Source organism: Dysgonomonas sp. Marseille-Q5470, from assembly GCF_951230145.1.
Taxonomy (GTDB): Bacteria; Bacteroidota; Bacteroidia; order Bacteroidales; family Dysgonomonadaceae; genus Dysgonomonas.
In genome coordinates, this window is the sequence record NZ_CATNVE010000001.1 from 713671 (window position 1) to 739552 (window position 25882).

A 25882-nucleotide genomic window follows, 5' to 3' on the forward strand; every position below is an offset into this window, starting at 1 on the left:
AGATATTAAAAAAGAGCCTGCATTGTAGGCAGACTCTTCTGTATCTTTTTCGTACTTTGTTGTAGGATAAAGAATTAAGCTTTGTTAGATACAACTCTTTTTTCTTTGATTCTAGCTTTCTTACCTGTAAGACTACGAAGGTAATACAATTTAGCACGACGAACTTTACCCACTTTGTTTACAGTGATACTGTCAATAAATGGTGATTCGATAGGGAAAATTCTTTCTACACCGATGTTGTCAGACATTTTACGAACAGTGAAACGTTTTTTTGTTCCGTGTCCTGCAATTTTAATAACCACACCGCGGTACTGCTGAACACGTTCCTTGTTACCTTCTTTGATACGGTAAGCAATTGTCACTGTGTCACCACTTTTGAATTTAGGAAACTCTTTTCCTGTAGCAAATGCTTCTTCTGCAACTTTAATTAAGTCCATGATTATATATGGTTTTGTTGTTAATATACGCAATATACACGAGCACCTCCCGTCAGAGATTACGCAAAGCGGATGCAAAGATAACGATATTTCCGAAAATTGCAATACCTTAACCTCTATTTTTGAAACTATTAGGATGGGCGTCAGAAGGTGTATTCCATTCCTATTCCGTAAGAGTTATCTCCTATATTTGGAGCTATTGCCAGAGTATGTTTCGAATTTAAGTGATTCGGGTATAAAATTTTATTGATTGTTGGCAATAAAAGATAACTGGCTTCGACACTGAATATGCCTATACCGGCTCCCATTAAAACATCACTTACCCAATGCCTTTTGTTAAGTACACGCAATACACCTGTTGCAGAAGAGGCTATATATCCGCTAAAAGCTATGTAGGGTGATTTGCCTATATACTCACGGAACAGTATGTGTGCACCGACAAAACTTGTAGCTGTATGACCCGACGGAAATGAATTGCGTGTCGATCCGTCTGGTCTAAGTACTCCGGTGCTGTTTTTTAGAATGTTCACAGTTCCCGCCATCAGAAGGTGAGACATAGCCATTATGATCGTTACATCTTTCAGATCGTGATTTCCTTTAATTCCCGCAAGATTTAGTGCATATACAGAAACGGCAGGAGCAAACTGTAGATAATCATCATATATCATCTTATTCTTAAAGTGCTCGCCTACCTCATTGTTTGTGCTTTTGTCTAGATCTTTAAGCATATGATTCTCGTGTGCCATGATGCCATAAGCGATAAATAGAGTAGGGGCTATTAATCTGGGATACGTTGAGTTAAAGCTTATTTGTTCAATATTTAATTCTGGAATTTTGTTTTCCCATTTGTCGGAGTCGATATTTAAAGGAGCCTGAGGTAATGCAGATAAATCTATTTTAGGAAATAATGTCTTGTCGGGCAAAGAGCTGCTTTGTAATAATTTCGGTTTGGATGTAATTAACGGCTTATATTCTTGGGCATACAAATATATAATGCCTGTCTGCGTGAATAGTATAATGATAAAAAGACTTACTTTTCTAAGCGCATTCATATATGTCAAATTTGATAGTTTATTGATGATAAATATATAACGAAGAAGTTTTTATTTCGTTATTTGTTGGATATATTTTAAGGTTAAATAATCATAACACAAGGTATTATATCTTTGTTAATCTATGTTTAATTAAAGCTTCTTATTGGTTTTATAAGGCTTATTCGTTATACTTTTGTATGTATACAGGAGAAAAAGCCTTTTAATTTATTATCAAACATAAGATGAAAATAAAATATATAGCAGCTGCAACTGCATTCTTTGCAACGATATGCCTCAATGTTGCTGCTTTAGGAAGTAAAACAACGACTCTCTACGATACGGTCGATAAAGAAAAAATGGGACATTGGGTCGACTCGGTCTATAATCAAATGTCGCTAGATGAGCGTATCGGGCAGCTTTTTATGCCTATTGTAAGCGGAGATAATACGGAGTCGAATAAAAACACAATAAAAAGCCTGATAACAAACCAGTATGTCGGCGGGCTTTTGTTCTCTAAAGGCTCTCCTCAAAATCAAGCAGAACTCACCAATTATGCGCAACAGGTGGCTAGAACTCCTTTGATGATCTCGCTCGATGGCGAGTGGGGCTTATCGATGAGGTTGGATAATACAACACAGTTTCCTCGCAATATGATGCTGGGTGCAATTCAAAATGATTCCCTGTTATATTATTATGGTCTCGAAGTTGCCCGACAGTGCCGACAGATAGGTGTGCAGGTAAATTTTGCTCCGGCACTCGATGTTAATAGCAATCCAAATAACCCAGTGATCGGGAACCGTTCGTTCGGTGAAGACCCCGACCGTGTAGCCCAACTTGGTGTTATGTATTCGAAAGGCTTGGAAGCAGGCGGGGTGATGGCCGTAGCGAAACATTTTCCGGGACATGGGGATACATCCACTGACTCTCATAAAACTTTGCCTACCATTACGCATGACAAAGACAGGCTTGATGATTTTGAGATAAAACCTTTCAGAAAATACATTGATGAAGGTTTGTCGGGAATGATGATCGGGCATTTGAATATTCCAGCTCTCGATCCCAAAAGGCAACCCAGCTCTCTGTCTGAACCTATCACTACGAAGCTGTTGCAAAATGATCTTGGCTTTTCGGGATTGATCTTTACCGATGGTTTACAGATGAAAGGGGTTTCGGGAGAAGATAACTATTGTGTGAGGGCTTTGTTGGCGGGCAATGATGTTCTTCTCGGACCGGTTAATACAGCAAAAGAATTCAATGCGGTAAAGAAAGCGATCGCAGATACCTTACTCTCGGAATCGCAAATAGAGGTTAAGTGTAAGAAAGTATTGGCATATAAATATATTCTAGGTTTGAATCATGTCACGACTATAGAAGCTTCAGGTCTTATTCAAAGCCTGAATAATGCGAATGCCGAGTGGATAAACCGAAACCTGCATAGGGATGCGATGACATTGATAAAAGATGATGATAAAATTGTCCCGCTAAAGGAGCTTGATAAGAGAAAAATTGCAGCGATATCGATAGGTGCCTCAGTGGACAATACATTTCATAGTATTTTGAAAATGTATGGAGATGTTACCTGCTTCAATGTCTCTGATAGTGATGCCCTTTTACAACTCAAAAAAGTACTTGAGCCATATAATACAATAATAGTATCGGTGCACACTACAAGAACAAATTTTAGTACCGCTATACAAAATGTGATGCAAGGAAAAGAAACTGTACTAGTCTTTTTCCTTAATCCTTATCGGGTAGCGGCTTATGCATCAGCTGTCAAAAATGCCGATGGGGTTTTGCTGGCTTATGAAGATACTGATCTGTCTCAGAATTATGCGGCTCAAGCTATATTTGGAGGCAATGCTATTACAGGAAAAGCTCCTGTGACAGTAAAAGGAGTGTTTAAGGAAGGAAAAGGCATTAATACTAAAAAGATAAGACTAAGTTATAATGTGCCCGAAGATGTAGGCATAGCAACAAGCCGACTGGATGGTATAGAGACTATTGTACAGGAAGGCATAAAAGCACAGGCTTTTCCCGGATGTCAGATATTGATAGCCAAAGATGGAGAAGTTATTTATAATAAATCATTCGGCTCATTCGAATATGATGGCAAGCAGAAGGTAACGAACACCGATTTATACGATCTTGCCTCAATGACGAAGGCTACAGCTACCGTTCCTGCTGTGATGAAATTGTATGACGATGCCAAATTGAAACTCAACACACCTATTAGTAACTACGTATCTGCATTCAAAGGTACGGACAAATCGGATATAACAGTTAGGGATGCTCTCTTGCACGAAAGCCGACTTCCGGCCTTTATCCCTTACTATATGAATGCGATAGACGAAGATAGCTATGAAGGTAAATTGTTCAATCGTACGCAGACTTCTCTTTATTCTGCTCAGTTTGATGCGAATACATGGGCTCGTACAGATTATAAATTTAAACCTTCGATGGTGTCTCAAACTCCTGAAGTGGGTTTCTTGCCTTTAGCTGAGGGGCTTTACATCAACGAAACTTATTCAGATACTATTATATCTGAAATAGCGAAGTCGAAATTGTCTAAAAGGAAACAATATGTGTATAGTTGTCTCAATTTCATGCTACTGAAAGAAGTTGTGGAAAAAATATCGAAAGAGGATTTGAATACATTTGTACAGGAAAACTTTTTCAGCAAGCTGGGTGCTACAACAACGACTTACAATCCGTTGATAAAATTCGATAAGCAAAGAATTGCCCCTACCGAGAAAGATGATTTTCTACGCAAACAACTCTTGCAAGGCTATGTACATGACGAAGGTGCAGCTTTTATGGGTGGAATATCGGGTAATGCAGGCTTATTTTCGGATGCGAATGATATTGCCAAACTGTATCAAATGTGGCTGAATATGGGTACGTATGCCGGTGAGCAGTATTTGTCGCCAAAAACTTGTCAGCTGTTTCTTCAAGCAAAGAGCGGAATTTCACGCCGTGGGCTCGGATTTGATAAGCCGGAAACAACCACCGGCAAATCGAGTCCGACAGCATTAAGTGCTCCTGCCGGCACATACGGACATACAGGTTTTACAGGAACTTGCTTTTGGGTCGATCCCGATAATAATTTAATTTATATATTTTTGTCGAACAGAGTGAACGATAAACGAACTCATAATGCGATATCTACTTTAAATATACGTACACGTATTCAGGAAGAGATATATTCGGCGATGAAAAAAGGAACTGTATCACAAGAAACAAATATAACTAATACTAATACCAATGACAAACAAAAGACTGACGCTGAATGACGAATTGAAGCCATTTTTTAGTACCGAAAACCAATTAATATGGGATTTGATAATAGAAAACAAAACCGAAGAATTGCAACCGGTATTATCGGAAGAAGATGAGTTTATAAATAAAATACTTGCCGAACTTTTTACAGAGGGTAAGAGCGATACACTAGATGTATACGATTTTGTAACGATCAAAGAGCCTAATAGCAGTTTATTCAGAGATTTGGTTCGTTTCATTTTTGCATCAGATATCAATGGAAATTATGATGAAATAAAAGAATCGATCTTGAATAAGATTTTCGATTTTACACCCGATATGATTGAGCAGTTGCAAAAGGAGACTCAAGGATATCCTATGAGGCCTGTTTCCGAAGTTGTGATCAAAGAAGCTTCATCGATTCGCATGTCATTGAATACATTGGCTTATTATTTTCGCGAAAAGGAAGATGTTGAAGGACTACATTTCGCCACGGTTATGAGAACCAAGCTTACGCTGTCTATCATGAGTAACTACAAAAATATAGTGGGACATGATATGATAGAAGCTGCCAAAATAAAGGAACGGGTGGGAGAGACGGAAGCCGCTCTTGTTTTTTATAATGCTGCCCGTGAGAACCTGAAAAATGAACTGCATTGGTTTGTTGAAAGTCCGGAGATGGGAGCCAGCGAAGATGATGTGATTATGCTACAATCTCTTAAAGAAGCATATCAGTCTATCGACAGATTAAAGAATACAGAGGAGTTTGTGCAAACATGTGAAATTATCGACGAAATATTGAGCAGAGAATATGTTGAGTATGACTTCGATGAAGAGGATGAGGAAGATTAAAATATATATATTTCTATATTGCTGTCTTTTGTCGTTGCCTTGTGTTTTATTTGCTCAGCAGCAAAAGACAGCATTTATAAGTCTCGAAGAATATCTGCAAACGCAGGAGCTGGTAAATGTCAATGCTCTAGATAGCAGTATTCGTGTCGATTTGAAGTATGCAACAACAGATAACTTTACAAAAACAATTCTTTACGATTCGTTGACAAATATATATCTGCATCCTTTGGCTGCAAAAAAGTTGCTAGAAGCACAAAAATATTTGAAGACTCTCCACCCTGATTATAGTTTATTGGTTTATGATGCCGTACGTCCTTTAAGTGTGCAACGTAAGATGTATCGGGTGGTACAGAATACCAAATATGCGGCTTATGTCGCAAGCCCTTCACGTACAGGTCTTCATAATTATGGAATGGCAGTAGATCTTACTATTTGTAACAAAAAAGGTGTACCTTTGGATATGGGTACTCCCTTCGATTTTTTTGGTGGTGCTGCCGGTATCAATAAGGAGGCTGAATTGGTGCAACGAGGGGTTCTTACAAAACAGCAGGTCGCAAATCGTGAATTATTGGGCAAAGTGATGAGGCATGCCGGTTTTTTGACTATACGTGGGAATGGTGGCACTTCAATGCTGTACACCTTATAGAAGCTCGCAAGTTGTATAAGGTTATTGAATAACGACTTTTCTTTTTCTTTCGAAGGATATTTTGTAACTCTAAAATAATAAGCACATGAAAAGGATTTACACAGTTTTGCTTGTATTATTTGTTTTGAGTATGTGCGCACAGAACGTTAACGCACAATTTGTGGTAGCGCAAGACACCGTTCGCGGACGAATTGACTTTTGTCCTCGTCTTGGAGATTTGCATAACGCTGTAGAGATTCCTAACGATTCTGTTTTTTATATGCTGCCTATAGATCAGAGTACAGATCCGTGGCGTCAGGTCTATCGTTATATGCCTGATAGAAGCGTGAGCAGCGGATATATTCATGGTAGGAAACTGATGCGGGTGGATGATTATGATATAGTAGAAGTAGAGCGTTTGTCGGCTCATGGTAGCATATCTTTCAAGAATGCAGATGTACGAGTCGTTGTTTCCGTTGCGCCGATTAGTTCCAAAGATACATCAGTGAAAAAAGGCGCTGACGGTACCTACATGGTAAACGGTAAAAAGGCTTACGGTGTCTCAAAGTGGTCGTCTCCTCAGTTGCATTATAAATCTATTACGGTGTCTATAAAAGGGCGGAATATTCTTGTTCCTCAGAAGGTATTCGAGCATTTGCTCGAACCCGATATTGAAGATATGGTTGTGTATTATAATCCTTGCAAACAAATCGTTTATATGCAAGTCAACAATGGGGGTACATCGGCTTCTTATACCGCATTGTTTACTATTTCTGTTCGGGGTGCACTAAGTCCGTATATATTTTATCCATCTATGAATAGGTAAGAGCAGATTGATAGTCTTTTTATCCTTCTCTCCAATTTGAAAGATTTGAGTATATAGATATTTTTTTTTTAAAGAATTTATCTTATAACAAAAGGTCTTTGAAATGATTGTATGTCGATTTTGTAGTGTGCAGCAAAGAGTGACACAGCAAAAGAGTGCGAAACCTGTTACTTTTGTTACTTTTTAACAATTAAATAAAAGGGTAATTGGATCGAGGGTGGTGATTGAGAAGGAATTTACTTCTTTAATATTCCTGTTTGTTGAAAGATAGATAAGGTGATATAGAGCAATATTCCTGCTGCTATTCCTAGTACTCCGATTGTTATTGTAGCTACGATAATGAATGCTGCAAGAAAATAACGGTACTCGTTTCCTTTAAACTTGATGTTTTTTATCTTCAACGAGAACATTGGAATTTCCGATACCATGAGTAATGAGAATACTACAATGGCAACCAGAAAAGTATATATCAATGATGGAGTAATCATCGGAACTTTGTATGCAAGACCATAACAGAAGCTAACCCAAAACATAGCATTAGCCGGAGTATTTAGCCCGATAAAAGACTCGCTTTGCCTTTCGTCTACATTGAACTTTGCTAACCGTAAAGCAGAGAATATAGCGAGTAAGAATGCTATATATGGTAGATATTCTACTATGATCAGATTCTGGGATATGCGTATTGTGTTGTCTGACAGGAAGCGGAAGGCTGCAATGCTGGGGGCCAACCCGAAACTAACCATGTCAGCCAAAGAGTCGAGCTCTTTACCTATTGGAGAATAGGCCTTCAGCAAGCGAGCGGCAAACCCATCAGAGAAATCGAACAGGGCTGCGATGATAACCCATACTACTACCCATGTATATTCTTCCTGAAATGCCATAACGGTAGCTATCGATCCTGAAAACAGATTGAGAGAAGTGAGTGTGTTTGGGATATGCTTTTTCATCTCTTTATGCTCGGAACTTTGCTATTACAGTCTGGTTTCCGGTTACCTTTTGATCCATTTCTACAAGTATCTCAGTACCTAACGGTAGATATACATCAACCCTTGATCCAAGTTTGATGAAGCCGAGGTGTTCGTCTATGCTGCCTGTTTCTCCAACTTGCGCATAGGTTACAATCCGTCGGGCCATAGCTCCTGCTACCTGACGCAGCAATATTTGGTTTTTACCGTCTTCTGTTTCCATGACTACAGTTGATCTCTCGTTCTCTGTGCTCGATTTCGGCAGATACGCCGCCATGAAACGTCCATCATGATGCTTAGACATTAGCACTTTTCCGTTGATAGGATACCAATTTGCATGAACATTGAATGGAGACATGAATATAGATACGATAATGCGTTTGTCTTTAAAGTATTCGCCTTCGTACACTTCTTCTATTGCTACTATCTTTCCATCGGCAGACGCTACTACAACACCGTTGCTATCGCCTTTGAATTGCCTATAGGGGCTCCGATAAAAGTTGAGCACTATACCGAAAAAAACAAGTGATGCTCCACCTGCAAGATAGGATAGAAATGTGTGACGGAAGAAATACCAAAGTACCCCGTTTAATACAAACAGGATTATAAAATATGTTGTTAAAACGCCTCGTCCTTCGTGATGAACCTTCATTATTTTGTGATAAACATATTTAATGTAAGGTGCAAAAGTATCTTTATTTGGCGATATATACAAATTTGGAATCTGAATTTTAGTACAAAAGAAAAGAGAGATGAACGAATCACCTCTCTGATGTATCTATTTTATATCTGTTTTGTATTTATAGGATATACAGTGAGCTGATAGATTCGTTGCTTAATACCCTGCGGATAGCATTTGCAAACACATCAGCCACAGATAGAATAACTACCTTTTCGCACTTCTTAGAATAAGGGATGCTATCAGTAAATACCATTTCAGTAAGTCCCGATTGGGTTACTCTTTCCGATGCCGGGTCAGACATCACCGCATGACTGGCTATGGCTCTCACCGATCTGGCTCCACTAGCTTTCATTATATCGGCAGCTTTTGTTATTGTACCTGCTGTATCTACAATGTCATCTACCAACAGTACGTCCATTCCTGTAACGTCCCCGATGATTTGCATTTCGGATATTTCGTTTGCTTTCTTGCGAAGTTTATAGCATATAACCATTGGCAAACCAAAGTATTTGGCGTACGAGCTTGCACGTTTTGTACCACCCACATCCGGTGTTGCTATTACTAGGTTATCGGTATCTAATGTCTTAATATAGTCTACAAATATTGCAGATGCATATAAGTGGTCTACCGGAACATTGAAGAATCCTTGTATCTGGTCGGCATGCAAGTCCATAGTTATTAGTCTGTTGATGCCTGCTGCACTAAGCATGTCCGCAATAAGTTTAGCACCGATAGAAACACGAGGTTTATCTTTGCGGTCTTGGCGAGCCCAACCGAAGTATGGTATTACAGCTATTATAGATGAGGCAGACGCTCTTTTTGCAGCGTCGATCATCAATAGAAGTTCCATAAGATTATCTGAAGAAGGGAATGTGGACTGTATTAAAAAAACCTGACATCCCCTGATTGACTCTTCGTATGAAACAGAGAATTCTCCATCGGCGAAGCGTTCAATTTTCATTTTACCCAAAGGACATCCAAGGCTAGTACATATTTTTTCAGCTAAGTAACGAGAATTAGTTCCCGAGAAAATTTTGAAAGGTAGATTATTGTCCATCTCTTCTTTAATTTTTTAATCTTTATGGAAAGTTTTTTAATAGATTTATATGAGACTGTAAAATTAGGAAAAACAACACAATTAGCTCATAGAAAATTTAATTATTTTCCCAGAATATTCTTCTATGTTTAAAAACAGGTTCCGATCCCATTGTGGGCTTAATGTGAAATTCTTTTTAGAAAGCAGTTCTTTCGCCTTTTTTATTTCGTGCGGTTTTATTTCCATGTATTCGAAAGCATGAAAAGGGATGTGAACAGAAATATCCACAGGTTTGGAGTCAAAATTAGCAACTACAATCAAGAATTCATCTTTTCCAGACCTCAAGAAAGCGTATTGCTTTGTAGAATCGAAGTCCATGTTGCTATAATTAGCATACATCAGATCAAAGAACTTTCCTGTTCTGATTGACTCTTCTTCTTTTGCTATTTTTAGAAGCTGAATATAAAACTTCCGAAGTTTGATCTGTTCCTCATTTAGTCGGCTTTCTGTGAATGTTCCTTTATTCCTCCAGCTTCTTATAGAGTTGACCGACCAATAATCAAAGATGGTTGTACGTCCATCCAGTCCGCTAAAACCTTCTTTATCCATTCCTCGTTCTCCCAGTTCTTGTCCGAAGTAGATCATTACAGGATTGGTATTCATTGTTGCGGCTACAATCATTCCCGGAATAGCTTTGAATGGATTGCCTGCAAAGAAATCTGATGCAATTCGCTGTTCGTCATGGTTTTCCAGAAAGTTTAGCATTTTGGTTTGTAGTCCGTCAATGCTTTGCCAAGAAAAGGTAATGTCCGACGAAGGTTGTTGGTGATTGATTACATTGCGTAGTGTGTCATACAGTCCAACTTTGTCGTACAGATAATCGAACAGTCCCCAATCTACATATTTGTGATATAAGTCGGGGTTATATACCTCTGCAATGAAGATGAGTGTTTTGTTTTTTGCTTTTACCCTTGGTATTACCCAGTTCCAAAATTCAACAGGAACCATTTCCGCCATATCACATCTAAATCCGTCTACCCCTTTGGCAGCCCAGAAAAGAAGGATGTCTTTCATCTTAAGCCATGTGTCTGGTGTTGGTATAAAGCAGCTTGTCTTGTTATTGGTGTAGTCTATTCCATAATTTAGCTTAACCGTTTCGTACCAATCTGTTATCGATGGCTTATTACTGAAGCAATCGTTGCCGGTTGCTTTAGCCGGATATTCTATATATGTGTTTTCTCCTTGTTGAGTAGGGAATTGCAGTTCTAGTTCCTGATTGGGTATATAATAGAAGTTGTTATCCGGGTCGAACGCTACATCTTTATTATCATCTGCTCCCAAGTCTTTTATTTTCTTCGGTTTTGCATCAGAGTGATATTGTCGTGCAACATGATTGGGTACAAAATCAATAATTACTTTCATCCCATTTTTGTGCGTACGTTCTATCAGGTCTTCAAATTCCTGCATTCTATTGTCTACATCTTCAGCCAGATCGGGAGAAACGTCATAATAATCGCGGATCGCATAAGGCGAGCCTGCTTTTCCTTTTATTACATCGGGATGATCTTTTGGTATTCCATTTGCTGTGTAGTCGGTCGTAGAGGCATGCTCAAGTATTCCGGTATACCAAATATGGGTAAATCCCATTTTTTTTATCTCTTTCAACGCCTTATTGTCGAAGGCAGAGAACTTGCCTACTCCATTTTCCTCTATGGTTCCGCTTTCCTTATTCGTATTGTTGTCGTTGCCGAATAATCGGGGAAGTACTTGGTATATAAAAATCTTTTCTGCCATAGCTGCTAATTTTATTATTGTGCATGTGTTATGCATGTAAGGTTGATATGTGGAAAATCTTTTGTTAAGGCTTCTTTTTTATCTTCAAAAAATTTTGTCGTTAGGTTATATCCTGCCCGATATATTTCTTCAACATGTTCCAGATCAAACATTGAATACTGAGACAAAGATGTCGACTCGATCAGGTAGTCACACAAGTTTCGGTCTAATAGGGTGTTGGAGCCGGACATATAGTGGAAAGACCTTTCTGCGATATATTTAATGGAGCTCCTGAATTCTGCTTTTATAATGGGGCTAACATTGACTCCTATAATTTTAACGCAATCTTTGCGTATCGTAGAAACAGGGAAGTTCTTAAATAAACCTCCGTCAACATAATAATGTTGGTTGATTTCCACAGGACGGAAAATGATAGGTACCGAACATGATGCTATAACGGCCGGTATTAAAGCTCCTGTAGAAAATACCTTTGTTTCGCCATATTCTATATCAGTAGCGACAGTTCGCAGGGGTATTTTCAAATCCTCAAAGGTTTTAGCTCGGAGATGTTTTTTTAGAAATGAACGAAACCCATCGCTTTTGAAAAAGCCTCCATGTGGTATCGTAAATTCAGCAAACTCTCTGAACACCTTCTTTTTGAAGAATGATAGTATTTCTTCGGGAGTATACCCATCCGCATATAATACTCCGGCAAAAGCTCCTGCGCTGGTTCCGGATATAATTTGAGGATAAAGACCAATTTCATTTAGTGCTTGCAATACGCCTAAATGAGCAAAACCTTTGGCACCACCTCCGCTAAGGGAGAGACCTAGTTGATAAATGTTTTTTTCCGGACTCATGCGTTTTGTATCAATATACAAATTTAAGGATATTCTTCTTATTTGCTAATTTGTAGGTATAATAATAGTTACGACGGTGTATGTGAATAATAAAAAAAGAGCTGTTTTTAATTGTTAAAAACAGCTCTTTTTTTATATTCTGAGTAATTGTTACTTTACTTCAAAATCTTGTTTCATATCAATTTCTTCTCCATTTTCATCCATAAAATGATATTCCAGGAATGCCAGATTCTGGTTTGGGATTATCTTTACTCCCATGCCATAACGCCATTTCCATTGCCACTTTAATGAAGGAAATCCTTTATTGATAAATGCTGCTACATACGGATGTATATAGAGTTTGAAATTCTTTACTTTTAGATCTTTTACCAGATAGCTTATTTTCATGCGCAGGGTATCTGTAAACAGTATGGATGGTCTTATTTCTCCTTTTCCAAAACATGTAGGACATGCTTCGGTGGTTGATATCTCCATCTCTGGACGTACACGCTGACGTGTGATCTGCATTAGCCCGAATTTGCTCAGTGGGAGTATATTATGCTTTGCTCGATCATTCGCCATCAGCTCCTGCATTTTGGCCATTAGTTGTGCTTTGTGCTCACCTTCCGTCATATCTATGAAGTCGATTACGATGATTCCCCCCATGTCTCGTAATCTCAATTGACGTGCTATTTCTTCTGCTGCTGCGGAATTCACTTCCCATGCATTATTCTCTTGTCCTGCTTCAGGATTCTTCGACCTGTTGCCGCTGTTCACATCTACAACGTGAAGGGCTTCGGTATGTTCCAAGATAAGGTATGCGCCATTGCGGAATGTAACTGTTTTTCCGAACAAGGCTTTTACTTGTTTCGTTACATTGAAATTATCAAAGATAGGTAACCCGCCATCATAACTTTTTACAATGTTTTTTTTGTCGGGTGCTATAAATGATATATAGTCCTTAATCTGGTTGCAGGTATCTAAATCATTGACATGGATTTCCTGAAAGGTAGGATTGAAGATGTCTCTCAGTAAGGCCACAATACGGCCTGTTTCTTCAAAAACGAGGGTTGGAAGTTTATTTTTCTGAATCTTAGGAAGATTGTCCTCCCAACGTTTTACCAATGTTTTCAGTTCTGTATCCAGATCGGCTACCTTTTTTCCTTCAGCTACGGTTCTTACTATTACTCCGAAGTTTTTTGGTTTTATGCTTTGTATAAGTTGTCTTAGACGAGCACGCTCCTCTTTCGATTTAATTTTTTGAGAGACAGATACTTTGTCGTTGAATGGAATGACAACTAAAAAACGGCCGGCCAGTGAAAGCTCGGCTGTGAGGCGGGGGCCTTTTGTTGATATAGGTTCTTTGGCTATTTGTACCAGTATTTCTTGTCCTGGTTTTAGAACGTCACTGATAGACCCATTTTTGTCTATGTCTGCTTCCATTTTCATCTTCGAGATGTTAGGAAACTTTTTCTTATCAGCTAAAGCCTGTTTGTAAAACTTATCAACGGATTTGAATTGAGCACCTAGATCTAAATAGTGAAGAAAAGCGTCCTTTTTGTATCCTATGTCTACAAAAGCAGCATTTAATCCGGGCATCAGTTTTTTAACTTTGCCGGCATAGATGTTTCCTACCGCGTATGAAGCGTCTCTTCCTTCTTTTTGCAGTTCGACAAGTTTCTTGTCTTCCAAGACTGCTATTGAGACTTCATTGGGCTGAACATCGACTATTAGTTCGCTATTCATAACTATGTTTTAGAATTAAAAATAAGATTTAAATTCCCTATTTAAATCTGATAGTAGAGTTTACTTCTTTATGTATCAAGAAGCTTTTTCATTAAATACACAAAGAACAAACTTAGAAATTCAACAATTTGTAAGTTTGTTCTCGTATATTTCATTAAATAAAAGAATTACAGATTATTTTTTCTTTTTGTGTCTGTTCTTTCTTAATCTTTTTTTGCGCTTGTGCGTAGACATTTTATGTCTTTTTCTTTTCTTTCCGCTTGGCATGTTATTTATATTTAGAAATTAATTTAATAAAAAGGCGAAATTACTTTCTCACTTGAGTTATGAATGTCTTGGCAGGTTTGAATGCCGGAATTGAGTGAGCAGGTATGATGATAGTCGTATTTTTAGAGATGTTACGAGCTGTTTTTTGAGCTCTTGTCTTCACTATGAAACTACCGAAACCTCTTAAATAAACGTTTTCATTCTTGCTTAATGAGTCTTTTACAACATCCATGAATGATTCAACTGTTTTTAATACAGTGGCTTTGTCTATTCCTGTATTTTTCGCAATTTCGTTAACGATGTCAGCTTTTGTCATTTTCTTATCTTTTTAAATTCGAAACAATTAATTTTTTGGACTGCAAATATATAGCTTTTTATTTACCTTTGAAACAAATAATTATCATTTTTTCTCCTAGATAAAGAAATTAACGTTCAACTATAGCTTGTTTTGAGCGGATATTAATGTGTTCTAAAATGAATATGGAAAAAGATTTAAGATTAAGCTCTATATTAATAAGGTGGTATGATGCAAATAAGAGGGATTTGCCATGGCGTAATACGTCCGATCCGTATGCAATATGGCTTTCAGAGGTTATCTTGCAGCAGACACGTGTAGATCAAGGTTACTCCTATTATAATAAGTTTATACAAAAATATCCGAAAGTAGGTATGTTGGCAATGGCTGACGAAGATGAAGTATTGAAGCTTTGGCAGGGGCTTGGTTATTATAGCAGGGCGCGAAACCTTCAGGCGGCAGCGAAGTCGATAGAGAAAGATTATAATGGTGTTTTCCCCCGCGAACATAAAGATGTATTGAAGTTGAAGGGAGTAGGCGACTATACTGCGGCAGCTGTAGTTTCCATTTCTTATAACCAGCCTTATGCAGTGGTAGATGGTAATGTGTATCGGGTGCTGTCACGTATTTTTGCTATTGACGAACCCATCGATAGTGGCAAAGGTAAAAAAGTATTTGCAGAATTGGCTCAAGAGTTGCTCGATGATACTAATGCAGGCTTGCATAATCAGGCAATAATGGAATTTGGGGCATTGCAGTGCGTGCCTGTTTCTCCTCGTTGTGATATTTGTCCTGCTTCGTCAATGTGTTTGGCGTATGCTCAAAACAAAGTAGCACAATATCCTAAAAAGGCGGGTAAGCAAAAAGTGCGAAACCGTTATTTTAATTATTTGGATGTCCGACACGGCGAATCTATGTACTTGCGCAAACGAAGCGATAAAGATATCTGGCAAAATTTATACGAATTGCCTCTTCTGGAGACCGAAAAAGAGCTGACGGTTGAAGAATTGCAAAAAGATGAAAAATTTAAGGCGTTGTTTGAGGCTACTTCGAATGTTAAGATTCAATACATCAGGCAAATAAAACATGTTCTGTCGCATCAAATTATTTATGCAATATTTTATAAAGTAGAAGTGTCGGAAATTCGATTGGATAAAGATTATCTCAAGATCGCAGCAGCCGATATCGACGATTATCCGGTTTCGCGATTGGTGCATAAATATCTGGAACAGTTGTGACTTATATATTCTAGGGCTTGTGTAAGATCGAAAAAAAATTAACTTTGTAATCAAATAATAGAGCGATATGGATAAAATATCATTGATTGTCCCGTGCTACAATGAAGAACAAGCCCTTCCGTATTTGTATAAAGAAGTAGTGAAACTTGCGGAAGAAATGCCTGATCAGGAATTCGAATTTATTTTTATAAATGATGGCTCAAGGGACAAAACCTTAACAGTAATTAAAGAACTAAGAGAGTCGGACGAAAGAGTCCATTTTGTGTCTTTTTCCCGCAATTTCGGTAAAGAAGCCGGTATATATGCCGGCTTACAAGCAGCTACCGGAAATTATGTATCGTTAATTGATGCAGACTTACAAGATCCACCGTCCTTGATAAAGGAAATGTATGAAACCTTAAAAGCAGAAGACTATGACTGTGTGGCTACCCGCCGGGTAGACCGAAAAGGGGAACCGCCTATCCGTTCGTTTTTTGCCAAGCAGTTCTATAAGCTAATAAATAAAATATCAGATACTGAAGTTGTAGACGGGGCTCGTGATTTTCGTCTTATGACGCGGCAGATGGTTGATTCTATATTGGAAATGGGCGAATACAACCGTTTTTCGAAAGGTATTTTCGGTTGGGTCGGATTCAAAACAAAATGGATTGCCTTTGAGAATGTGGAACGTGTGGCCGGAGAAACAAAGTGGTCATTTATCGGATTATTTTTGTATTCTCTGGAGGGGATAATTGCATTCTCTACCCGCCCGTTGATTATTGCATCCGTTTTTGGTATCCTTTTTTGTATAATAGCATTCATTATGATATGCTTTATTATCTTCAAAAAGATATTGTTCGGTGATCCGGTGCAAGGTTATGCATCTACTTTGTGTATCATTTTCTTTATAGGAGGAATCCAGTTGTTTTGCCTTGGTATTTTGGGGCAATATTTATCAAAAACATATATGGAGGCAAAAAAACGACCTATTTATATTGTAAGAGAGCGGGCTTAATTCGCTATTTTGCAATCTATAGTTGCCAAATTTGCATAATTTGGCGTTTTATTTTTTGCGTTTCTGAAATAAAAGATTAATTTTGCGCCGATTGTCAGGAGGGCTCTAACCGAGTCTGTGTCTCATGCCTGTAGCAAAACGCTATGAATATTATCAAAAACTAAAGACAATCGATAGAAAAGTCTTAATTTTAATATAAAAATATGAGTTCTTCCGCTCTTTTTTTAGTAGTTTTCTTAACTGGAATCACACTCGTTTGTGCCGGATTAGGCATGGCCTTACTGTTATCACCAAAATCTTTCAATCCTCAGAAAGGAGAACCATACGAATGTGGTATCCCTACCCATGGAACTTCCTGGATGCAGTTTAAGGTAGGTTATTACCTGTATGCAATTCTTTACTTAATGTTCGACGTTGAGGCTATATTCCTTTTTCCTTGGGCTACAGTCGTAAGGCAATTGGAAATACCTGGTCTGATTAGTATATTGTTTTTCGTAATAATATTGGGTCTGGGCTTAGCTTATGCCTGGAAGAAAGGAGCATTAAAATGGAAATAAAGAAAATATATATAAAAGGTATTCCTAACGAGGAGTTTAAGGACAATGAATACCTTGAGGATTATGTCAAAGAGCTCAACGAAGGTGGGGTTCCTGTTGTAGTAGGTAAGCTCGATGACCTGATCAACTGGGGACGCTCAAATTCAGTGTGGCCATTAGCTTTTGCTACAAGTTGTTGTGGTATTGAGTTTATGGCTTCGGCAGCAGCTCGTTACGATTTGGCACGCTTTGGGATGGAGGTAACTCGCAACAGTCCGCGTCAGGCCGATACAATGGTGGTGGCCGGTACGATTGTGCATAAGATGGCTCCGCTTTTGAAACGTGTATATGATCAGATGGCAGAACCAAAATATGTAGTTGCGATGGGTAGTTGCGCTATTTCGGGAGGTCCATTTGTAGATTCATACCATGTTGTGAAGGGTATTGATGAAATAATTCCTGTAGATGTATATGTGCCGGGATGCCCTCCGCGTCCGGAAGCTTTATTTTATGGTTTGATGCAATTGCAACGTAAGATAAAAGTAGAGCGTTTTATGTTCCGTAAAGGACACAAGAACATCAAACGGGATAAATAGAATAATATAGAACTGAGACCCCTTACTTTTCCTCAAAAGATTAAGAAACAAAGAGACAATGGAAAATATCAAGAAGGTAATACTCGAAGCTGTACCTGAAGCGGTTATTGAAGATAAAACACCTTTAACTGTAACTGTAGAACCTAATAAACTACGTCATTTAGTAAAAGCACTTCGCAACTATGCTGAAATGCCTTTCGATTACTTGGCAATGTTAACAGGGACTGATGAAGGAGAGATGCTGATGGTAACTTATTTGCTGTGTCCTTCAACAGATTTGTCGAAAGAAATAGCTGTAAAAACAGGAACAGCAGATCGCGTAAATCCATTATTGTATACGGTTACCGATATCTGGGAAACTGCACACTATAATGAGCGTGAAGTTTTTGCCATGCTGGGTATTCGCTTTATCAACAACCCTGATATGCGCCGTTTCTTTCTCAACTCAGACTGGGTTGGGTTTCCTTTAAGAAAAGATTATGATGCGAGTCCCGTAAAGAATCCCGTATCGATAGAAAGTAAGGATATTATAGATACTGCTCCACGTATTGTAGAAATGCCCGATGGTAAGTTGAAAGAGGAGCGGGTAGATATTTTCGAAAAAGACGATTATATAATAAATATAGGACCACAGCACCCATCCACACACGGAGTAATGCATTTTCGTGTAGCATTGGAAGGTGAGATCGTGAAAAAGATCGATGTGCATAGTGGTTACATCCACCGCGGAATAGAGAAGCTCAGTGAGAAACTCACTTATCCGCAAATACTACACTTTACAGACCGCCTTGATTATCTTTCTGCCAATATAAACCGTCATGGATTGTGTATGTGTGTAGAAAAGGCTGCTCAGATAGAAGTTCCCGAAAGAGCTCAATATATACGTACTATCATGGATGAGTTGAATCGTATTGATTCTCACTTGGTTGCATGGGGTACGATGTGTATGGACTTAGGTTCTACCACAGCCTTTATATACGGTATGCGCGAAAGGGAAGATATCCTTAAGATATTTGAGAAAAACACAGGAGGTCGTCTGATTATTAACTACAATGTCCTTGGTGGTGTGATGTTTGATATACAGCCTGATTTCCAGTCGGATGTAAAAGCATTTATACCAGTAATGCGTAAGGCTTTGGTTGAATATGATAAACTATTCACCGGAAACGTGATCGCAGTAGGCCGTATGAAAGGATTGGGACTTCTGTCGAAAGAAGAGGCCATTTCGTATGCTGTTACCGGACCTGCAGGACGTGCTTCGGGATTCTCTTGCGATATACGTAAGCATATACCTTATGCGTTGTACGATAAGGTTGAATTTAATGAAGTTATTCGCGAAAATGGAGACTCTTTCGACCGATATCTGAATCGCCTTGACGAAATAGAAGAATCTTTAAAAATAATAGAACAACTGATCGATAATATACCTGACGGAGACTATCTGGCAAAAACAAAAGCGATAATAAAACTACCTGAAGGTGAGTATTATCAGCGAGTAGAAGCCGGACGTGGAGAGTTTGGAGTATATATAGAAAGCCGTGGAGATAAAACTCCTTATCGTCTCAAGTTCCGTTCCCCTTCTATGGCTGCTGTTTCGGCTATGCCATTGATATGTGCGGATGAGAAGATATCAGACTTTATCGGTATCGGTGGATCTATGGACTATGTGATTCCGGATATTGACCGTTGATCAAGAGCGTTTTAGGGTAGCGATAGAATAAGCACGGTTTATACTGCTTTTGCCAGGTCACACCCGACGACTAATTAATTGAATATTTATTTCATCAATATAAGAAGATATATGTTGTTATTTGATTCTCAAGTAGTAGAAGTATCATATTGGCTTAGCCAGTTCGATGTATTTCTGACTAAGAATTTACCTACATGGGCGGTCTTGGCTATAGAGTTTGTATTGGTTGCCGTTGCATTGCTGACTTTATACGCAGTATTAGCCTTGATTCTGATATATGTAGAACGTAAAATCACAGCTTTCTTTCAGGCTCGTTTGGGTCCTAATCGTGTCGGTAAATATGGATTAGTTCAGAGTGTTGCCGATATGGTAAAAATCCTTATCAAGGAAATTATCCATGTAAGACAGTCGGACAGATTCCTGTTTTTTACAGCACCTTTCTTCATGATCATAGCATCTATGCTTACATTCGGAGCATTGCCTTTCGGTAAAGGATTACAAGCTGTAGATTTTAATATTGGAGTATTTTATGTTGTGGCTGTATCTTCGCTTGGTATTATTGGGGTTTTGCTGGCCGGATGGTCTAGTAACAACAAGTACTCGATGATCGGTGCTATGCGAAGCGGTGCGCAATTTATAAGTTATGAATTGTCGGCAGGTTTTGCATTGATGACCATGGTCGTGTTGTCGGGAACAATGAGCTTTTCTAAAATAATAGAAGGACAAACATATCTTCATCAATGGAATATAATTGCAGGTCACGTTCCGGCACTTATAGCATTCATCATCTATCTGATTTCGGGACATGCTGAAACAAACCGTGGACCATTCGACTTACCCGAAGCAGAATCGGAATTGACAGCCGGATATCACACCGAATATTCGGGATTACAGTTCGGTTTCTTCTATTTGGCAGAATATCTGAACATGTTTATCGTAGCCGGTATTGCCACTACTGTATTTTTGGGCGGATGGATGCCTATTCAGATCCAAGGATGGGATGCCTTCAATGAGGTTATGAATTACATACCATCATTCTTGTGGTTCTTCGGAAAAGCCGGATTTCTTATCTTCCTTAGTTTGTGGGTAAGATGGACATTCCCTCGTTTGCGTATCGACCAGTTGTTGAATCTGGAATGGAAATATTTGCTACCTATCAATCTCTTCAATATTTTATTGATGGTAGTTCTTGTCGTATTTGGTTTGACTCTGAAATAATAAATTATAGTATAAGAAAATGAGTTCAGTTTCAGAATATTTTTCAGGATTATTTGGAGGTATTAAATCTCTTCTCACAGGGATGAGAATTACATGGGGCGAGCTGTGGACTAAGAAGATCACAGAGCAGTACCCTGAGAATAGGGCAACCCTTGTTATTCCCGATCGCTTTCGTGGAGAGTTGACTATGCCTCACGATGAAAACAATGAGCATGCTTGTACTGCTTGTGGTATTTGCCAGATGAATTGTCCCAATGGAACAATACAGGTAATATCGAGATCGATAGAAACAGAGGATGGCAAGAAAAAGAAAGTTCTTGACAAGTATATATACGACCTAGGATTATGTACATTTTGTAACCTGTGTGTGATTACTTGTCCGTCTGATGCTATTAAGTTTGCGAATACGTTCGAAAACTCACTGTTTACTCGTAGCAAGCTGATAGAACAATTGAATAGGGATGGATCTAAACTTCGCGAAAAGAAGAAAGAGCCAAAACCGGTAGTGGATAAGCCTGTGGCTAAAGTGGAAGTTGCTGTTGACAGTGCTGCTCCTGCTCCATCAACACCTGTTCAAGAGGTAAAAGAAGACAAAGAATAAACAATATACGATAATCAATAGATTATGGCAGAACAAATTATATTTTACATTTTAGCAACAATCATTGTGTTTTCTACTATTATGGCAGTAACAACACAAAAGATTATTCGCTCGGCTACATTCCTGTTGTTTGTACTTCTTGGTACTGCGGGCTTGTATTTATTGTTGGATTATCATTTTCTCATGGCTGTGCAGATTGCTGTATATGGCGGAGGGGTGATGGTACTGTTTATATTCGCTATTTTGCTTACTCACGAGCCGGGAGTAGATGTTAAGTTCGAGAAGCCGGGCAGGATATTTATTTCTGCTTTAGCTGCGTTGGCAGGTTTGGCTATTTGCGGACACATTATATTTTACAATGTCAACAAGTTTTATACCTACATCACGCAGAAAGAATTGAATATGCAGGATATAGGTATGGGAATGATGGGAACAGACAAATATCAATATCTGCTACCATTTGAAGCAATAAGTATATTGCTCCTTGCTTGTATCATTGGAGGAATCATGATTGCTAGAAAAAGATAAGAAAAAGAAAGATATAAGTTATGGGTGAGTTTATAACAAATTTTCTGTCCGGGCCGGTGCCAATCGAAGCATATCTGGTTGTGAGCACCATCATGTTTTTTGCAGGAGTATATGGCTTCCTGTCTCGTAAAAATATGTTGATGGTACTGATATCCGTTGAGTTGATGCTGAATGCTACCGATCTAAACTTTGTGGTGTTTAACCGCTATTTATATCCGGGACAGCTTGAGGGATTCTTCTTCACATTGTTTGCAATAGGTATTGCTGCGGCAGAAACAGCTATTGCTATAGCTATTATCATCAATATATACCGTAATGTGAAAAGTATATATGTGGATGAGAATATAACTAAAATGAAAAACTAAGCAGGGAAATAGTAATAAAATATGGAACATTTTGATTTTACATATTCGATACTGATAGTTGCTTTGCCGGCTATTATGTTTCTTATACTCGGACTGGGTGGAAAATATATGAAACCTGTTGTTGCCGGAATACTGGGGACAACTTCTCTGAGTGTAATGACAATACTATCCTACTTGACGGCATATCAATATTTCTTTGTTGTGGGTAAGGTAGACGGAGCCTATCAGGCGATTCATACAGCGGTGAGATGGCTTACATTTACCGACAAACTGCATATTGATTTGGGTGTTTATCTTGACCCTATTTCGGTAATGATGCTTGTTGTAATCACTACAGTATCATTGATGGTGCATGTATACAGTTTAGGTTATATGAAAGGAGAAAAAGGCTTTCAGCGTTATTATGCCTTCCTTTCACTGTTTAGTTTTGCCATGTTAGGATTGGTTGTTGCAACCAATATTTTTCAGATGTATATTTTCTGGGAGCTTGTGGGGGTATCATCCTTCTTGCTTATCAGTTTCTATTATATCAAACCGTCTGCAGTAGCAGCATCGAAGAAGGCATTCATTGTGACTCGTTTTGCCGACTTCTTTTTTCTTGTAGGAATTTTATTGCTATCATATTTCTCAGGCTCATTCGATTTTACAGATATAACAGCTCAGGGTGCACCGTTTATTGCTACCATGCAAGGTTCATCATTCTTAGGCTTGTCGATTATATCGTGGGCGATGCTACTTATATTTATGGGTGGAGCCGGAAAATCAGCAATGATGCCTTTCCACATTTGGTTGCCGGATGCGATGGAAGGTCCTACACCTGCTTCGGCATTGATCCACGCCGCAACGATGGTTGTAGCCGGCGTGTTCCTTGTTGCTCGTTTGTTCCCTGTGTATGCGTTCGGAGCGCCTGATATATTGCATTTTATTGGTTATGTAGGTGCGATAACCGCATTGTTTGCAGCGATTGTAGCTTGTACACAGACCGACATAAAACGTGTATTGGCATTCTCTACTATATCTCAAATCGCATTTATGTTAACCTCTCTTGGGGTTTCCGAATATGGAGGACACGAAGGTTTAGGATATATGGCCGGTATGTTCCATTTGTTTACTCATGCATTCTTCAAAGCATTATTGTTCTTGTGTGCGGGTGCTATTATACATGCAGTTCATAGCAACGAGATGGACGACATGGGAGGATTGTGGAAAAAATTACCAATTACAGGTATTGCCTTTGCTGTAGCTTTATTTGCGATAGCTGGTATTCCGTTCTTCTCCGGATTTTATAGTAAAGATGAAATATTAGCTGCGGCATACGAACACAATAAGGTTATATACTTTATACTATCTTTCGCTGCCGGTCTTACAGCATTCTATATGACTCGCTTGTTCCTTCGTATATTCTTCTACGAAAAGAAACACTATCATCACGAACCGCATGAGGCTGGTCCTGCAATGGCTATCCCGTTGATCATACTAGCTATATTTGCATTCGGAGCCGGATACGTACCTTTCAGCCATTTTGTGACTTCAGACAGAATGCCATACGATGCGCACATTAATATGCAGGTGGCTATAACAAGTGTTGTGATCTCACTGATAGGAATGGGCATAGCATTTAAACTATACTATAAGAAAAATGAAATACCGGATAAAATTGCAACAAATGTCAGTACGTTGTATACATGGGCTTTGCATAAGTTCTATTTCGACGAACTGTGGTTGTTTGTAACCCGTAGCATTATATTCAAGCGTATATCTAAGCCTATTGCATGGTTTGACCGTAATGTTGTAGATGCCTTTATGGACTCTTTGGCATATGTGACTCAGGCTGCTGCCCGTTCTATCAAAGGACTACAATCGGGCTATATTCAGCAGTACGCATTGGCATACTTGTTGGGAGCATTGATTTTGGTTGTGGGTTTTGCCGGATGGCTGATATGTTTTATTTGTAAGTAAGATATAGATTAAAATATAAAACAATGAATATTCTTTCATTATTTGTTCTTGTACCTGTCTTGATGTTGTTAGCATTTATACCATGCCGCAACATTAAACAAATCCGTACCGTAGCGGTAATCGGTGCAGCCATTGAAATAGTATTGGCTGTTGCTTTACTCTTTATGTTCTATGCAGAACGCAGTGCCGGCAACACAGCCGAAATGTTGTTTACTTATGATAAGGTTTGGTTTGCGGCGTTGAATATCCATTACGCTATCGGTGTTGATGGTATTTCGGTCTTGATGCTTTTGCTTACCTCTGTTATTATATTCACCGGAACTTTTGCATCATGGAATATGAATCCGCTGCCTAAAGATTTCTTTATGTGGCTGACCTTACTTTCGGTGGGGGTATATGGATTCTTTATCTCATTGGATATGTTCACGATGTTCTTCTTCTATGAGATTGCTTTGATTCCGATGTATTTGCTTATCGGACTATGGGGAACAGGACGAAAAGAATATTCGGCGATGAAACTTACCCTGATGCTGATGGGAGGCTCTGCTTTCCTTGCAGTTGGTATATTCGGTATCTATTTCAACTCTTCAACAACGGGAGATTATACATTTAATATGCTGCAGGTAGCTGCAAACAATGCAATACCTGTTGCTGCTCAATATTGGATATTTCCACTTACGTTCTTAGGTTTTGGTGTGTTGGGAGCTCTTTTCCCATTCCATACATGGTCGCCTGATGGTCACGCATCTGCGCCTACGGCTGTGTCTATGCTTCATGCCGGAGTATTGATGAAACTGGGGGGATACGGATGTTTCCGTATAGCAATGCGCCTGATGCCGGAAGCTGCTCACGAACTTTCATGGATATTCATTATCCTAACAGGTATAAGCGTTATCTACGGAGCATTGGGAGCTATTTCTCAAACAGACTTGAAATATATCAATGCATACTCTTCGGTGAGTCACTGCGGACTGGTATTGTTTGCGATATTGATGATGAATCAGACTGCAATGACAGGAGCTGTGATGCAGATGCTTTCACACGGATTGATGACAGCCCTATTCTTCGCTCTGATAGGAATGATATACGGACGTACTCATACACGTGATATTCGACAGATGGGAGGGCTCATGAAAATTATGCCATTCCTTAGTGTGTGTTATGTTATTGCCGGTATGGCTTCTTTGGGACTTCCGGGATTGAGTGGATTCGTAGCAGAGATGACAATCTTTGTAGGTTCATTCCAGCATAGCGATCTGTTCCATCGAATTTTCACGATTGTTGCCGTATCTTCAATTGTTGCGACAGCAGTTTATATATTGAAAGTAGTTGGCAAAATTTTATATGGACCGGTACAAGATCCGCACCACTTGGAGCTGACAGATGCAGTATGGCATGAAAAAGTAGCTACAGTGGGGTTGATTGTTTGTGTTGCCGGAATGGGATTGTTTCCGAGTTGGATTTCCGATCTTATCAGTGCGAGTTTGGCATATATAAAATAAGTAAGGATAAATAGTAAACATTG

The 25882-nt window shown here is 38.9% G+C and carries 24 protein-coding genes; 15 read left to right on the plus strand and 9 right to left on the minus strand.

Features of this window, described 5'->3' with window-relative positions; all coding sequences use genetic code 11:
* Nucleotides 1–74: 74 nt before the first annotated feature.
* Entirely contained in the window at nucleotides 75–437 is a 363-nt protein-coding gene (gene rplS, locus QOX35_RS03000) for a 50S ribosomal protein L19 (RefSeq protein ID WP_135106807.1), read from the minus strand.
* A 143-nt stretch (nucleotides 438–580) separates the two neighbouring features.
* Nucleotides 581–1489, minus strand: a complete 909-nt coding sequence (locus QOX35_RS03005; RefSeq protein WP_283685735.1) for a phosphatase PAP2 family protein — start codon at nucleotides 1487–1489, stop codon at nucleotides 581–583.
* 224 nt (nucleotides 1490–1713) lie between these two features.
* Between QOX35_RS03005 and QOX35_RS03010 the strand changes: the two genes are divergently transcribed.
* From QOX35_RS03010 to QOX35_RS03025, 4 genes are all read left to right on the plus strand, one after another.
* The gene (locus tag QOX35_RS03010) at nucleotides 1714–4761 is read left to right on the plus strand and encodes a serine hydrolase domain-containing protein (RefSeq protein WP_283685736.1); all 3048 of its coding nucleotides are present in this window, start codon (nucleotides 1714–1716) and stop codon (nucleotides 4759–4761) included.
* Nucleotides 4733–5578 carry a hypothetical protein gene (locus QOX35_RS03015; RefSeq protein ID WP_283685737.1) on the plus strand — a complete coding sequence of 282 codons (846 nt, stop codon included), beginning with the start codon at nucleotides 4733–4735 and terminating at the stop codon, nucleotides 5576–5578. Before QOX35_RS03010 ends, QOX35_RS03015 begins: the two co-directional genes overlap by 29 nt.
* Nucleotides 5565–6224: a M15 family metallopeptidase gene (locus QOX35_RS03020; RefSeq protein WP_283685738.1), complete on the plus strand. Its 660-nt coding sequence runs from the start codon at nucleotides 5565–5567 to the stop codon at nucleotides 6222–6224. The genes QOX35_RS03015 and QOX35_RS03020 overlap by 14 nt, the downstream gene beginning before the upstream one ends.
* Before the next feature lie 85 nt (nucleotides 6225–6309).
* A complete protein-coding gene (locus QOX35_RS03025) occupies nucleotides 6310–7029 on the plus strand; it encodes a hypothetical protein (protein ID WP_283685739.1) in 720 nt (239 codons plus the stop codon).
* Between the two features lie 236 nt (nucleotides 7030–7265).
* On the opposite strand, the gene QOX35_RS03030 is transcribed toward QOX35_RS03025, so the two are convergent.
* The 7 genes from QOX35_RS03030 to QOX35_RS03060 form a co-directional block, all read right to left on the minus strand.
* Complete coding sequence (locus tag QOX35_RS03030) at nucleotides 7266–7976, minus strand: CDP-alcohol phosphatidyltransferase family protein (protein ID WP_283685740.1); 711 nt, start codon at nucleotides 7974–7976, stop codon at nucleotides 7266–7268.
* Between the two features lie 4 nt (nucleotides 7977–7980).
* Nucleotides 7981–8646 (minus strand): phosphatidylserine decarboxylase family protein, encoded by a 666-nt coding sequence (locus tag QOX35_RS03035; RefSeq protein WP_135106821.1) that lies wholly within the window; start codon nucleotides 8644–8646, stop codon nucleotides 7981–7983.
* Between the two features lie 148 nt (nucleotides 8647–8794).
* Nucleotides 8795–9733 (minus strand): ribose-phosphate pyrophosphokinase, encoded by a 939-nt coding sequence (locus QOX35_RS03040; protein ID WP_135106823.1) that lies wholly within the window; start codon nucleotides 9731–9733, stop codon nucleotides 8795–8797.
* An 81-nt stretch (nucleotides 9734–9814) separates the two neighbouring features.
* Nucleotides 9815–11506, minus strand: a complete 1692-nt coding sequence (locus QOX35_RS03045; protein ID WP_283685741.1) for an alpha-amylase family glycosyl hydrolase — start codon at nucleotides 11504–11506, stop codon at nucleotides 9815–9817.
* Between the two features lie 14 nt (nucleotides 11507–11520).
* Nucleotides 11521–12345 carry a patatin-like phospholipase family protein gene (locus tag QOX35_RS03050; protein WP_283685742.1) on the minus strand — a complete coding sequence of 275 codons (825 nt, stop codon included), beginning with the start codon at nucleotides 12343–12345 and terminating at the stop codon, nucleotides 11521–11523.
* A gap of 150 nt (nucleotides 12346–12495) precedes the next feature.
* Nucleotides 12496–14070, minus strand: a complete 1575-nt coding sequence (locus QOX35_RS03055) for an Rne/Rng family ribonuclease (protein WP_006841413.1) — start codon at nucleotides 14068–14070, stop codon at nucleotides 12496–12498.
* A gap of 307 nt (nucleotides 14071–14377) precedes the next feature.
* Nucleotides 14378–14653 (minus strand): HU family DNA-binding protein, encoded by a 276-nt coding sequence (locus tag QOX35_RS03060; protein WP_006841412.1) that lies wholly within the window; start codon nucleotides 14651–14653, stop codon nucleotides 14378–14380.
* Between the two features lie 158 nt (nucleotides 14654–14811).
* Between QOX35_RS03060 and mutY the strand changes: the two genes are divergently transcribed.
* The 11 genes from mutY to QOX35_RS03115 all read left to right on the plus strand — a co-directional run bounded on the left by mutY (nucleotide 14812) and on the right by QOX35_RS03115 (nucleotide 25859).
* A complete protein-coding gene (gene mutY / locus QOX35_RS03065; RefSeq protein ID WP_283685743.1) occupies nucleotides 14812–15870 on the plus strand; it encodes an A/G-specific adenine glycosylase in 1059 nt (352 codons plus the stop codon).
* Between the two features lie 67 nt (nucleotides 15871–15937).
* The gene (locus tag QOX35_RS03070) at nucleotides 15938–16864 is read left to right on the plus strand and encodes a glycosyltransferase family 2 protein (protein WP_135106831.1); all 927 of its coding nucleotides are present in this window, start codon (nucleotides 15938–15940) and stop codon (nucleotides 16862–16864) included.
* Between the two features lie 203 nt (nucleotides 16865–17067).
* The gene (locus QOX35_RS03075) at nucleotides 17068–17421 is read left to right on the plus strand and encodes an NADH-quinone oxidoreductase subunit A (protein WP_252637254.1); all 354 of its coding nucleotides are present in this window, start codon (nucleotides 17068–17070) and stop codon (nucleotides 17419–17421) included.
* The gene (locus QOX35_RS03080) at nucleotides 17412–17996 is read left to right on the plus strand and encodes an NADH-quinone oxidoreductase subunit B (protein ID WP_135106833.1); all 585 of its coding nucleotides are present in this window, start codon (nucleotides 17412–17414) and stop codon (nucleotides 17994–17996) included. Before QOX35_RS03075 ends, QOX35_RS03080 begins: the two co-directional genes overlap by 10 nt.
* Before the next feature lie 58 nt (nucleotides 17997–18054).
* On the plus strand, nucleotides 18055–19686 hold the full coding sequence (locus QOX35_RS03085) for an NADH-quinone oxidoreductase subunit D (protein WP_283685744.1): 1632 nt from the start codon (nucleotides 18055–18057) through the stop codon (nucleotides 19684–19686).
* 111 nt (nucleotides 19687–19797) lie between these two features.
* Nucleotides 19798–20904, plus strand: coding sequence for an NADH-quinone oxidoreductase subunit NuoH (nuoH, locus tag QOX35_RS03090; RefSeq protein WP_252637258.1), 1107 nt, complete (start codon nucleotides 19798–19800; stop codon nucleotides 20902–20904).
* A 19-nt stretch (nucleotides 20905–20923) separates the two neighbouring features.
* Complete coding sequence (locus tag QOX35_RS03095; protein ID WP_283685745.1) at nucleotides 20924–21505, plus strand: 4Fe-4S binding protein; 582 nt, start codon at nucleotides 20924–20926, stop codon at nucleotides 21503–21505.
* A 24-nt stretch (nucleotides 21506–21529) separates the two neighbouring features.
* Nucleotides 21530–22033, plus strand: a complete 504-nt coding sequence (locus QOX35_RS03100; RefSeq protein ID WP_135106841.1) for an NADH-quinone oxidoreductase subunit J family protein — start codon at nucleotides 21530–21532, stop codon at nucleotides 22031–22033.
* A 20-nt stretch (nucleotides 22034–22053) separates the two neighbouring features.
* Nucleotides 22054–22398: an NADH-quinone oxidoreductase subunit NuoK gene (nuoK, locus tag QOX35_RS03105; RefSeq protein WP_006841403.1), complete on the plus strand. Its 345-nt coding sequence runs from the start codon at nucleotides 22054–22056 to the stop codon at nucleotides 22396–22398.
* A 21-nt stretch (nucleotides 22399–22419) separates the two neighbouring features.
* Nucleotides 22420–24357, plus strand: coding sequence for an NADH-quinone oxidoreductase subunit L (gene nuoL / locus QOX35_RS03110; RefSeq protein WP_283685746.1), 1938 nt, complete (start codon nucleotides 22420–22422; stop codon nucleotides 24355–24357).
* 23 nt (nucleotides 24358–24380) lie between these two features.
* A complete protein-coding gene (locus QOX35_RS03115) occupies nucleotides 24381–25859 on the plus strand; it encodes a complex I subunit 4 family protein (RefSeq protein ID WP_283685747.1) in 1479 nt (492 codons plus the stop codon).
* Nucleotides 25860–25882 lie beyond the last annotated feature (23 nt).